Origin of the sequence: Phaeobacter sp. CECT 5382 (genome assembly GCF_001457775.1) — a bacterium.
Taxonomy (GTDB): Bacteria; Pseudomonadota; Alphaproteobacteria; order Rhodobacterales; family Rhodobacteraceae; genus Pseudophaeobacter.
In genome coordinates this window covers 79634-93691 of the sequence record NZ_CYSG01000008.1, presented here as the reverse complement: position 1 = coordinate 93691, position 14058 = coordinate 79634, and the positions used below count along the sequence as shown (strand labels likewise).

Genomic DNA, 14058 nt, shown 5'->3' with positions numbered 1-14058 from the left:
ACAGGCATGCCGTCATGCCGCCCAATCCTTGCTGTCGTGCTGCTGGGAGGGCTGTTTAACAGTGCCGGCAGGAAGCTCAAACTCCGATACAATCTGAACCAGGTTCTGGGCTTCATCGCGCAGCATTTGGCCGGATGCAGCTGTTTCTTCCAACATTGCAGCGTTTTGCTGAGCGTCGCGGTCCAGTGCTTCTACCGTGGCGTTGACCTCGGAAATGCCGTTGGATTGTTCGACGGTGTTTTCCGCGATTTCGTTAACCTTCTCGACGACCTCTTCAACCATCTCCAGAATCTGCTCCAACGACGCGCCGGTTTCATTGACCAGTTTGACGCCATCCGCCACTTCGCGCTCGCTTGTCGAAATCAGGTCATTGATTTCCTGAGCCGCAGCGGCCGAGCGATGCGCCAAGGCACGTACTTCGGAGGCAACAACCGCAAACCCCCGTCCGGCTTCGCCTGCACGCGCAGCTTCGACACCGGCGTTCAGGGCCAGCAAGCTGGTCTGAAAGGCAACGTCTTCAATCAACCCGATAATCTTAGCAATGGCGCCTGAGGATTCCTCGATACGTTTCATTGCCTGATTGGTTTGATCGGCGATTTCCTGAGTGGCGCGGGCACGATCCTGTGCACTGCCGACGATGCCGCGGGCCTGCTGCGAGTTTTCGGCAGTGCCGGTCACCGACCCGCCCAGAGTCTGTAGGGCGGCGGCGGTTTCGACGATAGATGCAGCCGTGCGCTCGCTGCGGCGGGAGGCATCATCAGCGGCGGCGGCGATCTCGCTCGAGGTGTTTTTCAACAGATCGCTGCTGCTGGCCAGCTGTCGGACCATGCCACCCAGACTGTCGTTGAGATTGTCGATGGCATTGGAGATCTCTTTGAAAACGCCCTTCTGCCCATCCGGCATCCGTTTGGTCAAATCACCTTCGCTCAGGGCCGCGAGGGCGGTCAGCACATCACCAAGTCCTTTTTGCGCCGCTGTCCCGATGGCATTTACGCCCTGGCCCAATTCGGCAAAGGTTCCGCCATTTTCTTCGGTTGTGATCCGAAGCGAAAAGTCACCTTCCGCGCAGGCGGTGATCACTTCGGAAATATCCTGAGTGAGCTGGTCTTTCTTCATCTCGTCATCGCGGAATGTTTCGACCGCAGTACAGATAGAAGAGATCTCGCTCAGGCCGGATTTGGGGACCGGACGCGAGAAATCTCCCTGCATGATACCCTGGAGAACCCGGTTGAGTTGGCCCAGAGGGCGGGCAATGCTGCGGGCAAGATAGAGCGCCAGAACAAGAAACAGACCGGAGCCCACAAGGCTGGCTATGATCGAGTTTTGTTTGGCTGCGGCGCTGGTGGTATCTGATTCGAGCAAAATGAGATCAAGTTGCTTGCGGGCAGCGGTATGAATCTCCGCCAGGATAGGTTCGGCTTCTGAAAAGCGAGCGGAAAGCTCTTTGCGCAGTTCTTTTTCGGTGAGGGTTTCAGCAACGTAAGAGGTGAAGGACTGCTGGTAGCTGCTCAGCAGGGCCTCGATCTCGGCCCGTTGCGCCGCACTGTTGTAATACTCGGTCGGGAAAGCACGAAATTCTTCGACGCGGGCATTGAGACGATCCAGATACTTGCTGGCCTGGCGCATGATGAAATCTTTTTCATGCCGCCGCATCATCAGCATTTTGACCTGCATTTCCGGGCGGGCGATCTCGGACAGGCTTTCTTCGACGTTGTGAACCGCACCGCGCAGTGCACCCTGCAGGCCAGATTTCTCATCGAGACCCAGGGTGCGATGGCTTTCAACGAGGGCTTGAAACCCTTTGTCATAGGCGCGAATTGCAGTTTGCAGCGCGGCAAAGGGTGCCTGTTGACCCTGCATGCCATCGACACTCGAGAGGCTTGCCTCAACCGCGGATGAAAGCGTGTTCAGCTCTTGCATGGTTGCGGCATGGCGCTCAACGTATTTCTCATCGTGGCGCAGCAGGAAGTCCTTTTCCGAACGACGGGCCATCAGGAACCCGATTTCCATCCGGTCCAGTGATTCATACAGGTGCTCGACGCGTTGTACGTCGTTTTGCTGTGTGTCGCGCATATTGTGGGTGAAGTAGGAAATTCCAGCCAGGCCAAACATAACGAGCCCTGCAAGGAAGATGATGGATAGGATAGCAAAATTGACCGATGTTTTCATGGTGCGGAACTCGTATAACAAAGACATTGGATTAAACGCATAGCGCACAGTGTTTAATAAACCGTGGAATGGAGCGCTCTAAACCATGCTCGGTGTCCGGTTTTTCGCTTTTTGAATTTTACTTAGTCTGTTGAAATAAAACAAAAATAAATCACAGCGCGTGCATTTTTTGATCTTTTCAATCTGAGGTGAATCGGATCAGATCAAGTGGTATCCGGCCTGTTTCAAATCAGTCTGGTGAAATCCTGACTTGTGATTTGAAGCTTTTCGGAATGGAAAATATTGAAATTGTGAAAGAGGAAAAAGGGGTGCAGCACAGTCTGTGCCGCACCCCACAGTTCTTTTTATGATGTCTGCCCTCAGGTTAGGTCAAAACGATCCGCGTTCATTACCTTGCCCCAAGCAGCGGCGAAGTCTTGGGCAAACCGCGCCTGCGCATCATCCTGCGCATAGGTTTCGGCAATGGCGCGCAATTGCGAATTGGAGCCGAATACCAGATCGACCCGGCTTGCAACCCATTTCAGATCGCCGCTTGAACGGTCATGTCCCTGATATGACCCGTCTTCTGCCACAGTCCATTTGGTGCTCATGTCCAGCAGATTGACAAAGAAATCTGTGGTCAGGTTGCCGGGTGTTTTCGTAAATACCCCCTGCTTGGAGCCCTGATGATTGGCACCAAGAACCCGCAGACCACCGACAAGGGCCGTCATTTCCGGAGCCGTCAGGGTCAGCAACTGGGCCTTGTCCAGCAGCATCTCTTCGGGCGAGACACTATACTGCTTCTTCTGGTAGTTTCGGAATCCATCCGCCTCGGGTTCCAGAACCGCAAAACTGTCGATATCGGTTTGATCCTGGCTGGCGTCTGTCCGCCCCGGCGCAAAGGGAACCGTGACCGTTTGGCCCGCGTTCTGCGCGGCCTGTTCCACCGCAGCAGAACCGGCCAGAACAATCATATCGGCCAGAGATATTTGTTTGCCTCTGGCAGCGGCATTGAAGTCAGACTGAATACCTTCAAGCACGGCCAGAACTTTGGCCAGCTGATCAGGTTGGTTGGCAGGCCAGTCTTTTTGCGGTGCCAGACGAATGCGCGCACCGTTGGCGCCACCGCGCTTGTCCGATCCTCTAAAGGTGGAGGCCGAGGCCCAGGCGGTTGACACCAGTTCGGCGATCGAAAGGTCTGAGGCGAGGATCTTGGCCTTGAGCCCAGCAATATCGGCCTCGTCCACCAGCGCATGGTCGACGGCGGGGACATTGTCCTGCCAGATCAGCTCTTCGGCGGGGATTTCGGCGCCGAGATAGAGAGCACGGGGCCCCATATCGCGGTGGGTCAGTTTGAACCAGGCGCGCGCAAAGGCATCGGCGAACTCTTCCGGGTTCTCGTGGAACCGTTTGGAGATCGGCCCGTAAATCGGATCCATCCGCATCGCCATATCGGCGGTGGTCATCATGGTCTTGACCTTCTTGGTTGCGTCATGCGCCGCCGGAGCCATATCTTCTTCGGTGACGTTCACAGGCTCCCAGATCCAGGCGCCTGCCGGGCTTTTTGTCAGGTTCCAGTCATAGCCAAACAGCAGGGCGAAAAAGCCATTGTCCCCTTGGATCGGATTGGCCGTCCAGGCGCCCTCAATCCCAGAGGTGATCGTGTCGCCGCCTTTGCCGCTGCCATAAGAAGACAGCCAGCCCAGGCCCATCGCCTCAACGGGGGCTGCTTCGGGTTCGGGGCCAACAAGGGCAGCGTCGCCGGCGCCATGCGCCTTGCCAAAGGTGTGGCCGCCGGCAATCAGCGCCACGGTTTCTTCGTCGTTCATTGCCATGCGGGCAAAGGTGTCACGAATATCAAGGCCAGAGGCCAGCACATTGGGTTCGCCATCCGGGCCTTCCGGATTTACATAGATCAGACCCATCTGCACGGCAGCCAGCGGGTTTTCCAAATCACGCTCGCCCGAGTAGCGGCTGTTTTGCGCAGAGCTGTCGGCCAGCCATTCGTCCTCACGGCCCCAGTAGATGTCTTCTTCGGGCTCCCAGATGTCGGCACGCCCGCCTGCAAAGCCAAAGGTCTTGCCACCCATGGATTCAATGGCGCAATTGCCGGCCAGGATCATCAGGTCGGCCCAAGAGATCTTGTTGCCGTATTTCTGTTTGATCGGCCAGAGCAGACGCCGCGCCTTGTCGAGATTGCCATTATCTGGCCAGGAGTTCAGCGGCGCAAAGCGCTGGTTGCCGGTGCCGCCGCCGCCGCGACCATCTGATGTGCGATAGGTGCCGGCACTGTGCCAGGCCATGCGAATGAACAAGCCACCGTAGTGGCCATAATCGGCTGGCCACCAATCCTGACTGTCCGTCATCAGGGCGTAGAGGTCCTGCTTCAGCGCGTCCAGGTCCAGGGACTTGAAAGCCTCGGCATAGCTGAACTCTGCTCCCATCGGGTCAGACTTTGCAGAATGCTGGTGCAGAATTTTAAGGTTCAGCTGATTTGGCCACCAATCTTTGTTCGACCGCACACCGGTAGAAGCACTTTGCGCGCCGCTGTGCATGACAGGGCAACCACCTGTTTTTGGGGCGTCATTACCTTCCATTTTAATCTCCGAGCTTGCATGTTTTTGTTGGCTTGGCGCACTGAAACAGCCTGTCACAGGCGGGTTCGGCGCTGACAGGATCAGACTAGCAAGGCTTTTTTGATAAGTTAAATTGTACTTTTGTATGAAAGTAATAGCTTTGAGTTATGGATTTTTTGATGTTGGTAACAGTCGGCTTGGCAATGCTTTGCGCCGATCCACCGGGGAAGAGACAAGGCTCTTCCCCGGTGGATGTGCAGGCTTCAACTAAGAGATCGGGGCCTTGCCGTTTGGCTTCACCACCGGTGCCCCTTTTGGAGCATCTCTGCCTGATCTATTGGTGCTGTAGGGCCGCCAGAATGCGCTCGCAGGCCTGTCGATAGGTCGCGACGCCGATGAAATCCTCGGATCGCAGGCGCTGCAAGCCGATGCCGTCAAAATGCAGCGACCCGTTGATGAGCTGCGCCAGAAAGGCAGCGATGCCTGCCGGGCTTATAGCCTGAATTCGGTGCGTCAGCCGTTCTTCAAGCAAAACGCCCTGGAAATTCGGGTTGCAGTCCAGCAACGCCGGATAAAGGTGTAGCGGCCAAATCTCTTGCGAGATGATCTGATGCCGCGCAGAGGACGACTGGTGAAATTCCTGCGGCGGGGAGTGAAAGAGCCCGCGCGGCTGAATGCGGATCAGGGGCAGAACATCAGCTGGGTATTGCTGATGCCCGGCCCGATCTTGCCGATGGTCCGGCCGATGTCGGCGAAACACTGGCGCTGCCTCGGGTTGCGGTGCTGCGCGCAACTCTGTCACCGAGGGTTCACCAGACCAATCCTGCGCCCAATGGACCGGATGTGGCCAGTCTTTCAGCGTGCTTTCGGGCGGCTGTCCTGCAGACAGATTGGCGCTGATCTTTTGCTGTTGGGTAAGAACAGCCCCCTGACTGTTCTGTGCCAGCAAATCCTCAAAGGTCGCCAGTCGTAATTGCAACCGGTCCAGAACACTGGTGACATTGCAGGCAATGGCGTGATCTGATGCCGCGTCTGGCCCGGTGTCACCGCCAAAATGCAGGCCGATAGCTTCGCCTGTAATTTCGGAAATCCAGGCCGCGCCGCTCTCCCCGGCCAAAGAAACAGTAGGCGTGTCAACCGTGTCCGCGTCGAGAGCGACCAGTTTGAAGCCTTCAATGTCGCGAAACTCGAACACGCCGGGGCGTATCTCATAACGCAGCCGGTATAGGCCCTCACCATCGACGCGGGCCCGGGATGTCCCCGCAGTTTGGCTGGTTTTGGTCAGGATTTCACCCAGCTGAACCGGGCGGGCTCTGTCGATTGATTTGAAACTGCCAAACTGTAGCGGCAGCCAGGGCTGATCCGGCAACAGTTCGGCAAAAGCAGCATCACCACTCCGTCCCAGAACCCAGCGTTTCAGCCGCGCGACGTGGTCTCGTGGGTCGTGTCCCTCATCCTGCTCGCAGGGCAACATAACGGGGTCATTGCAATGTGCCCGTGGTCCCGCAAGAACGTGCCAGTTCGAAAGCAGCCCCGGCTTTCCGGTCGTTTCGTCGATGACCATCAGGCCAACGCTTCCGATACTTTCGCCACTTCGCCCGCAGGCCAAGCCAGCCATTGCATAGGGCGGTCGGGCGGAGCTGTTGTCGTTCTGAGAGGCTCCGGGTCTTTTGCCCAAAGTCGGCCCATAGGGACCTGAAATGACATCCAGCGTCACCCCGTCGATTTCAGAGGGTAGGATCTGACTGTCTGGAATTCGCTCTGGACCCAGTTTCTGCTCGACATGGATGCGAAGGCAGATTTCATCGCTCTGGGCCCCATTGGTCCAGCGATAGCCAATATCGATGCCGCGGAAATTTGCGCGATTGCCATAGGCGCGATGGGCCTTGCGCATGGCGCGTTCAAGATCGGCACGTGGAATGGTTTTGGTGTTCCTGACAGGCATTTTTCCCTCCGGTATTCTGCCACCGTCTTGGTGGTTCTGCCTCATGTTAGAAGGGGACTGTGAGTGCTGCGTGATTTTGCTCGCAAGGCAGGGGGGCAACGCAGTTTGGCTGGAAATGCGGTATGGGCGCCGGTGGGTGTCTGGACATTGGCCCGATTTAAATTGACTTGATTTCCTGCCCCTCTGACCACTCACAAATGACCACTCACAAAATTGCTCCCCTTTGAGGTCAGGCTGAGGTAAGTCGGCTTTCATGGAGTTGTTCTTTCATATCGGAATGCAGAAAACCGGGTCCAAGGCGATCCAGAGTTTTCTCGCAAGGCGTTCGGGAGCTCTGGCCAATCAGGGGCTGGATTGTGCACTGGACCTGCGTGCGGGAGTCTGGCACGAGAAGGTTTTTACCAGCTATGATGATGTGACCGACACGAAAATCAGTGCGCTGGCGCGCCGCAGCCCAAGGGCGGTGCTGAGTTTCGAACGGGCCTATGCCTCGCCGAACCGGACGATCGAACGATTGCTGTCTCATAGTCGATCAGCACAGGCCCTGCTTTTTTGCCGCGAGCCTGTCGCTTGGGCAAATTCGCTCAAAAATCAGGTGTTGAAAGCGCATCGGACGCGGATTTCCGATTGGCATGCCCTGACGCCTGCAAACGGGCGGCTTGCCGTTGGCCTGACAGTTGAAGCACATCTGGAAAGATGGGAAAAATTACTGGGCCGCACCGCGATCCGCGCAGTCTCTTTTAATCCCCAGACCGACGTCATTCCTGAGTTCGCCACCTGGCTGGGGGTCGCGACTTCACTTCCAGAGACGGAAAGTGGATCGCACCAAAGCCCCAACAAGGCGTTGGATGCCTTTGGTATCCGCGTGATGCTGGAGGTCAAGAAACGCATTTCCGAAACCGACGATGCAACACATGTCCGTGTTGTCGAAATCTGTCATAAAGTCTTGAGCGACCGGATGATTGACACGCGTTTTCACCCAGCACCTCTGCTTTTGAGTGGCGAAGAAATTCGTCTTTGTGAGACACGATTCGGACAGGGCAGGGTTCGTATTCTCGAACGCTATGGCAATGGCGGCGTGTCCGCGCCCGAGATGCGGGGGGCGGTGATGACCAGTCTGGCGCCTTCGGCGGAAGAGCAGGATCTGGCCCATGATATCCTGGCGCGCGCGGCCGTTCCCTGACCTCTTTTGACGGGTATTTGAAACCGGTCCGGCGCATTCGCACAGGGCGGTTTCAATCCTGCCGGACATCTTGCGAGAGGCTGGCGATTAGTGCTGCATTCGCATAGTGTGTCACCATTATTTATGGGGGGGCGGATTTTGTCTCTTTCTCTTGGAGTGTTGGGCCGCTTCTTCTAATGAGATTACATTGCCATCCAGTTCCGGGGGAAGCCGTGCAAGATTTTACTGTTGAGCGATTCGAGGTGATGCAGCAAATTGCGCCCGTTCATTTCTGGTTCGAAGGGCGGCGCAGGCTGGTTGACCTTATTTTGTCCCGTGATCTTGAGGAAAAGGCAGATGTCGCGGTTGATCTGGGCTGTGGCGCGGGTGAGTCTCTGTCTGGATGGAAAAAACATGCCTGGCAGGTCATCGGGATCGACGGGCATGCTGATCTGATCGCTGCCGATTTTGAGGATCCGACAGTATCGGTCATGACGGCGGATGTTGCGGACCTGCCTTTGGCCGATGAGTCAGCTGATCTGGTTCTGGCCCTCGATGTGCTGGAACATGTTCCCGACAGGCAGGCCCTGCAAGAAGCCTGTCGGATCCTCTCCCCCGGAGGCACCTTGCTGGTCGCGGTTCCGGCGTATCAGTGGCTCTGGAGTTACCGGGATGAGGACGCCGGGCATCTGCGCAGGTATTCCAAGCGTGGTTTGCGTCAGCTGATCGAAAGTGCCGGGCTGACCGTGGAGCGCATCCGGTGGTATCAATGTCTGCTGTTTCCCATGGTGATAGTGGCGCGGCTTCTGGGCAGGCGCGGTCCACGTGTACGGGATCTGGAAGACAATCCGCCGCGCTTGTTCAACAGGTTGCTTCTGGGAATCAATCTTTTTGAGGTGAGGCTGGCAAGCCTTGGCATTGGCATGCCTTTCGGCTCTTCTATCCTGGTCACTGCCAGAAAACCGGATGACTGCCCAAAAAACGGACTGTGCCGCCCGTGACCAAAACTAATGAGACCTTTGACCTTCTGGTGTTTCACCGCGAGCTAGACGCTTCGGTCGCTCATCTGGAGGCGGGCGCTGCCGGTATTATCGTGGATTTGGAAAACTGGGGCAAACGGCAACGCCAAGCGGGCTACGACACCGAAATCAACGCACACGGAATCCACGATCTTACGGCTTTACGCGGCAAAACCGACGCGGCCATACTGTGCCGCATCAGCCAGCCGGACCCGGAAGATCGGGAGCTTTCCACCGTGATCGGCGAGGGGGCAAATGAGATCATCGTACCTATGATGGCCAACGTGGGGCAGGCCGAGCGAATTTTGCGCCGGGTTGACGGGGCTTGCAAAGTAACGCTGATGGTCGAGACCTGCGGCGCAGTTGCCGATATTCAGAAGATCGCCGCCTTGCCTGCGGACCGCATCTATGTCGGGCTGAACGATTTGCAAATTGATCGTGGCAGCCCCACTATCTTTGAGCCGCTGGCTGACGGGCTGCTGGAGGAGCTGCGCAACAGCTGCACAGATATCGCCTTTGGCTTTGGCGGTCTGACTTTGCCGGGCTACGGTGATCCTCTGCCCGGGCGCCATCTCTATGCTGAAATGGCGCGGCTTGGCTGCAGCTTTACGTTTTTGCGCCGGTCTTTCTATCGCGATGCGCAGCATCTGGGACTTGCTGAAGCGCTGGGCGCGATTCAGGCTCAAATTTGCAAGTATCGTAGCCGCTCCGAGGCCGAATGCCAGCGTGACGCAGCAGATACCGTTCGAGCAGTAGAGGCGCTTGAAGGATACAAATGTGCTGTCTGATCTGAGCAGATCTTCCGTACTGGTGACCGGGGCGGACGGGTTTATCGGAAGTCACCTCATCGCAGCCCTATTGGCACAGGGCGCGACGGTGCACGCTGTTCTGCGGCCAGGGTCAACTGCTCCCCGCCTGTCAACGCTGGGTCTGGATCCGGTCATGCACTTTGCCGACGTTACAGAGGGGGGCGCTGTTTCCGCGCTTGTTGCCAAGCTGCGGCCGGAGTGCGTTTTCAACCTTGCGGTATGTCGCGCGAATGATGCGCCGGATGTGCTGGAGCAAACAAATATTACGGCCGTGCTCTCCCTGCTGGAGGCCTGCACCTATTCAAGCTTTCGCCGGTTTGTGACCATTGGCAGTTCGCTTGAAAAACTGGCGTTGGGGCTCAAACATCCTAAGTCTGCAACGCCCTATGCGCACAGCCGGGCCCGTGCTGCCAAGCTAATAGAGCAGCAGGCCAACACGCTGGGTGTGCCTTTGACTCATTTGCGTACCTACTATGTCTATGGACCGCTACAGCAGACGGGCAAGTTGATCCCGCAGGCGCTGCGGATCGCAGGAACCGCAACCTCTTTGCCGCTGGCCCCGGATAATCTGAGCAAGGATTTCGTACATGTCCGCGATATTGTTCGCGCCTGTATAGCAGCTGTTTTGACGGATAGCCCAGACTACACTGTTGCGGATATTGCCACCGGGCAGCAGTGGTCAGCCCGCGATGTCGTTTGCCTGCTGGAACAGCTGACAGGCAAGCCGATCTTGACCCATCCGGACACAGCTATGATACGCGCCTGGGACAAGGAGTGCTGGGACACAGATCTGAAACGGGCCCGCGAGCTGTTGGGCTGGGAGTCCCGGATTTGCCTGCGCGAAGGGTTGCGTGATCTGGTTGCCAGCGAAGGAGCACCCCATGTCCCCTAGGCAGATCACGATCCTCGTCCCGGTGTATCGCAACGCCGAGACGCTTCAGGCGCTTTACCATCAGGTTCGCGAGGCCGTGGCCAAGGTCGATGGCTCGGCGCAGTTTGTATTCGTCGAGGATGCCGGTGGCGATGAATCTCTTTTTATTCTCAGGGGATTGGCCCAGTCGGATCCGGATGTGCTGCTGGTGGTCAATCCGCGCAACCTGGGTCAGCAAGAAACGATCCGAAGAGGCCTTGCCCATGTTGGCGGGCAAGACGTAATTGTGATGGATGCAGACCTTCAGGACCCTCCTGAAGTCATCCCGATGTTGCTTGAAAGGCTCTGGCAGAGCGGCGCGGATGCCGTTTTTGCCACTCGGGTTGGGGCCTATCAGTCGCGCGCTCGCATGGTGGCCTCGCGTCTATATCGGGTCTGCCTGTCTCGGCTTGCATCTTTGCCGCGCGGAGCCGGCGGCTTTGTTGTCCTGCGCGCAGAGCTTGCCGCGCGTCTGGTGGCCTCGGGCAATTCCCGGTTTCATCTGGCCGGATTGATTGGTTGTCATGCCACCCGGATCGAAGCTATCGAGGTTCGTCGGAACTATCGCACGGTGGGGCAATCCGCCTATACCGGGCGTATGCGGCTGGCCACTGCACTGTCGAATTTTGCCTGCATTCTGGAAGAAAGGTTCCGCCATGGCGCATCCTGAGACCGCTCGCGACACTCACAATGATCTTCAGCGGCAATACTATGAAACCCGCGAACGCAAGGCCAATCACCGGATTATGGTCCGTTCGACGCCCTATGTCACCAATCAGCTGGAAAAGCTGCTGCAGGTCAGTGGCATCACCCCGACCGATCGCATCTTGGATGTGGGGTGTGGCATGGGCAAATACACCATCCCGCTGGCCGAACGTGGCTATGATGTCGAAGGGCTGGAGTTGTCGGGCAAATTGCTGGAGGAGATGCAGGCCCAGGCGCAGGGTCGGGCTGATGTCACCACGCATCAGGCCGACCTATTGGCGCCGCCGCCTGAGATGATCGGTCAATATGATCACGTGATCGGGTTCTTTGTTCTGCATCACCTGTTCGACCTGGAGCAGGCCTTTGCCAGCTGTGCCCGGCTGCTGAAGCCAAAGGGGCGGGTCATCTTTCTGGAGCCGAACCCGTTCTGCCCTTTGTTTTATATGCAGATTACCCTGTCGCCAACCATGTCGTGGAAGGCCGAGCGCGGTATTCTGGATCTCACGCCCCGAAAAACGGCGCAACGGTTGCAAAGCGTCGGCTTTGTGAACCCGCAGCTGCACAGGTTCGGCATTCTGCCCCCGGGTCTGCGCAACCGACCTGGGGCGGCCACACTGGAACGCGGTTTTGACCGCATCACGCCCTTCAACAGCGTAGCGGCCTTTCAGCTGATCAGTGCTGAGCTGCCTGGGGGCGCAGCTGGATCAGCATGACGGATGTCGTGATCAGCCTGGCACTGCCGCTTTTGGTGTTGCTTGGATCCACCTGGTTCAGCCTGCACAAAGGCATAAATCTGGGCGATGAAGGCTATCTGGTCTACGGTACACAGGCTGTGCTGCGGGGCGAAGTCCCAGTCAGGGATTTCAGGGCCTATGATCCGGCGCGGTATTACTGGTGCGCCCTGTGGTGTCGGCTAATTGGATCAGAGTTCATTGCAATCCGGATTGCCATGGCCGTCTTTTCGGCTTTGTCGGTCTGTCTGATCTCCCTGCTGGTTCTGTGGGCCACCGGCAACCCTGTGCTGGGATCTTTGGCCGGGCTCGCTTCACTGCTCTGGATGCATCCCCGCCACAAACAGATCGAGCATTTCTTCAGCCTTGTGTGTTGTTCGGTGGTCTTTGCGGTGCTGTGCGGTCTTGGTCAACCATTCTGGCTGGGGGTCATCGGCGCGGTCGGCGCAGCATTCGGCCTCAATATTCTGACCTATTTTATCGGATCCGCAGTTCTGAGTTTTGCACTGCTTTGGCTTGTGCGGGGGGCTGCGGGGCTGGAGGCGCTGCCAGGGTTTGTGCTGGGCCTGCTTGTCGGAGTGGCTGTGCTTATCCTAATCGCCGCGTTGGTCCCTGGGTTTCTGCGCAGCTATCTGGATCGCAAGGTTCTTGCGCTGCTTCGGCGTGGCACGACAAATCTGGCCCTGCCAAAACCCTGGATCTGGCGAGCTCCGCCTCGGCAGATTGCCGGTTTCCCTCGGCTGCGCCGTCTGGCTGTGCAGGCCCTGTTCACCCTGATGCCTGTGTTCTACTTGGCAATACTTGTCCTAGCGGCGCAGACGCTTGGCAAAGAGTCGCTTGGCAAAGATCAGGCGACGCTGCTAGCCTCCGCGGCGAGTCTTTGTGGACTCGTCTATTTCCACCATGCGGCGTCGCGGGCCGACCTGAACCATATCCATCAGGTCATGCAGCCCTTTATCGTCACCCTTGCCGCCGGGATGGCAGCTACGCTGCCTGCACCTCTGGCAGTGGTGGTATTGCTTTTGTTTGGCATAGCCAGTGGGGCGCTGCTCTGGAGAACTTCGGAATTCTCCCGAACCTGGGCGATCCATACGGAAGGCGCGGCGCCGTTCGTCAACGGCAGGGATCGGTTCCTCATTCGCCAAGACCTGCAAAGGAAACTGATCTTGCAGCGAGAGGTTGTTCATGCACGCAGCGGGCCGCAGGATGCCCTCTTTGTTGCGCCTGCTTTGCCTGCGCTGCTGGCTCTGTTTCACAGGAAATCCGCAGTCTACGATACATTTCCGGTCTATCCGGCATCAGTCTCGGCCCAGTTACGTATGATCAGGGAGCTTGAGTGCTCCGCGCCGCCACTTGCCATCATTTCAAAGGGGATGATTGATCAGCGTGAGGATTTGCGGTTTGAGAACAACTACTCGCTAGTATTTGACTATCTCGCAGAGCAGTACGAATGCCTCAGCGAGACCCCAGGTGAATACATTTTTAGACGCCGTGACCCTGCGCGGTAAACACTAGGTGTTGCTTGATCCATTTCAGTTTAGGATCGGGAGGGCGACCGAAGCACACTGCGCCATCGGGCTATGTACGCACCCGCGCAGAGGGTAGTGGTCGTGTTAGAAAAGTCCCGAGGGAATGAAACCACAGTGAGCAATGCCACAACGGGCAGCTCCAACGGCGGACAACATGTTCAGGAAATTCAAGCCATTGACCACGAAGTCAAAAGGCTTGGTTGTAGTGTTCTACGATTGTCGTGGAGGTAAAAGTGATTGGTGGAGCCTAGCGGGATCGAACCGCTGACCTCCTGCATGCCATGCAGGCGCTCTCCCAGCTGAGCTAAGGCCCCAAATCACTCCGCTTTTAGGTCAGGCCGTTTGGGGTGGCCGTCTCGCGGTGTGAGGGTGATTTAAGGGACGATGACGCGGGCCGCAAGAGGAAAGTGCATCATCGCTCAGAGTTTTTTTGCCAGAGGTCCCAAAGCTATCTCACGTGGGTCTCACCGCCGTCCCAAGACGGTCTTCCGACCGCCCGGGAAAGGGTGAAGCTGGCACGATAT

At 57.3% G+C, this 14058-nt stretch carries 10 protein-coding genes and 1 tRNA gene; 7 read left to right on the top strand and 4 right to left on the bottom strand.

What is annotated here, in order from left to right:
• Nucleotides 1-12: 12 nt before the first annotated feature.
• From PH5382_RS10525 to PH5382_RS10515, 3 genes are all read right to left on the bottom strand, one after another.
• A complete protein-coding gene (locus PH5382_RS10525; protein WP_058334339.1) occupies nucleotides 13-2169 on the bottom strand; it encodes a methyl-accepting chemotaxis protein in 2157 nt (718 codons plus the stop codon).
• 359 nt (nucleotides 2170-2528) lie between these two features.
• The gene (gene katG / locus PH5382_RS10520; protein ID WP_058334338.1) at nucleotides 2529-4745 is read right to left on the bottom strand and encodes a catalase/peroxidase HPI; all 2217 of its coding nucleotides are present in this window, start codon (nucleotides 4743-4745) and stop codon (nucleotides 2529-2531) included.
• Between the two features lie 313 nt (nucleotides 4746-5058).
• Nucleotides 5059-6669 (bottom strand): hypothetical protein, encoded by a 1611-nt coding sequence (locus PH5382_RS10515; RefSeq protein WP_058334337.1) that lies wholly within the window; start codon nucleotides 6667-6669, stop codon nucleotides 5059-5061.
• A gap of 253 nt (nucleotides 6670-6922) precedes the next feature.
• On the opposite strand from PH5382_RS10515, the gene PH5382_RS10510 reads away from it, so the two are divergent.
• The 7 genes from PH5382_RS10510 (at nucleotide 6923) to PH5382_RS10480 (ending at nucleotide 13513) form a co-directional block, all read left to right on the top strand.
• Nucleotides 6923-7852 (top strand): hypothetical protein, encoded by a 930-nt coding sequence (locus tag PH5382_RS10510; RefSeq protein WP_058334336.1) that lies wholly within the window; start codon nucleotides 6923-6925, stop codon nucleotides 7850-7852.
• 245 nt (nucleotides 7853-8097) lie between these two features.
• The gene (locus PH5382_RS10505) at nucleotides 8098-8832 is read left to right on the top strand and encodes a class I SAM-dependent methyltransferase (protein WP_197410036.1); all 735 of its coding nucleotides are present in this window, start codon (nucleotides 8098-8100) and stop codon (nucleotides 8830-8832) included.
• Nucleotides 8829-9638, top strand: coding sequence for a hypothetical protein (locus PH5382_RS10500; RefSeq protein ID WP_197410035.1), 810 nt, complete (start codon nucleotides 8829-8831; stop codon nucleotides 9636-9638). The genes PH5382_RS10505 and PH5382_RS10500 overlap by 4 nt, the downstream gene beginning before the upstream one ends.
• A complete protein-coding gene (locus tag PH5382_RS10495; protein WP_058334333.1) occupies nucleotides 9628-10551 on the top strand; it encodes an NAD-dependent epimerase/dehydratase family protein in 924 nt (307 codons plus the stop codon). Before PH5382_RS10500 ends, PH5382_RS10495 begins: the two co-directional genes overlap by 11 nt.
• Nucleotides 10541-11239, top strand: coding sequence for a glycosyltransferase (locus PH5382_RS10490; protein ID WP_058334332.1), 699 nt, complete (start codon nucleotides 10541-10543; stop codon nucleotides 11237-11239). Before PH5382_RS10495 ends, PH5382_RS10490 begins: the two co-directional genes overlap by 11 nt.
• Complete coding sequence (locus PH5382_RS10485) at nucleotides 11226-11987, top strand: class I SAM-dependent methyltransferase (RefSeq protein WP_058334331.1); 762 nt, start codon at nucleotides 11226-11228, stop codon at nucleotides 11985-11987. Before PH5382_RS10490 ends, PH5382_RS10485 begins: the two co-directional genes overlap by 14 nt.
• Nucleotides 11984-13513: a GumC domain-containing protein gene (locus PH5382_RS10480; protein ID WP_058334330.1), complete on the top strand. Its 1530-nt coding sequence runs from the start codon at nucleotides 11984-11986 to the stop codon at nucleotides 13511-13513. Before PH5382_RS10485 ends, PH5382_RS10480 begins: the two co-directional genes overlap by 4 nt.
• Before the next feature lie 259 nt (nucleotides 13514-13772).
• On the opposite strand, the gene PH5382_RS10475 is transcribed toward PH5382_RS10480, so the two are convergent.
• Nucleotides 13773-13848 (bottom strand) — tRNA-Ala (locus PH5382_RS10475).
• Nucleotides 13849-14058 lie beyond the last annotated feature (210 nt).

Bases quoted from the DNA above. Each gene is read 5' to 3' on its own strand.
- PH5382_RS10525 (WP_058334339.1), bottom strand. From the start codon at position 2,169: ATGAAAACATCGGTCAATTTTGCTATCCTATCCATCATCTTCCTTGCA.
- katG (WP_058334338.1), bottom strand. From the start codon at position 4,745: ATGGAAGGTAATGACGCCCCAAAAACAGGTGGTTGCCCTGTCATGCAC.
- PH5382_RS10515 (WP_058334337.1), bottom strand. From the start codon at position 6,669: ATGCCTGTCAGGAACACCAAAACCATTCCACGTGCCGATCTTGAACGC.
- PH5382_RS10510 (WP_058334336.1), top strand. From the start codon at position 6,923: ATGGAGTTGTTCTTTCATATCGGAATGCAGAAAACCGGGTCCAAGGCG.
- PH5382_RS10505 (WP_197410036.1), top strand. From the start codon at position 8,098: ATGCAGCAAATTGCGCCCGTTCATTTCTGGTTCGAAGGGCGGCGCAGG.
- PH5382_RS10490 (WP_058334332.1), top strand. From the start codon at position 10,541: ATGTCCCCTAGGCAGATCACGATCCTCGTCCCGGTGTATCGCAACGCC.
- PH5382_RS10485 (WP_058334331.1), top strand. From the start codon at position 11,226: ATGGCGCATCCTGAGACCGCTCGCGACACTCACAATGATCTTCAGCGG.
- PH5382_RS10480 (WP_058334330.1), top strand. From the start codon at position 11,984: ATGACGGATGTCGTGATCAGCCTGGCACTGCCGCTTTTGGTGTTGCTT.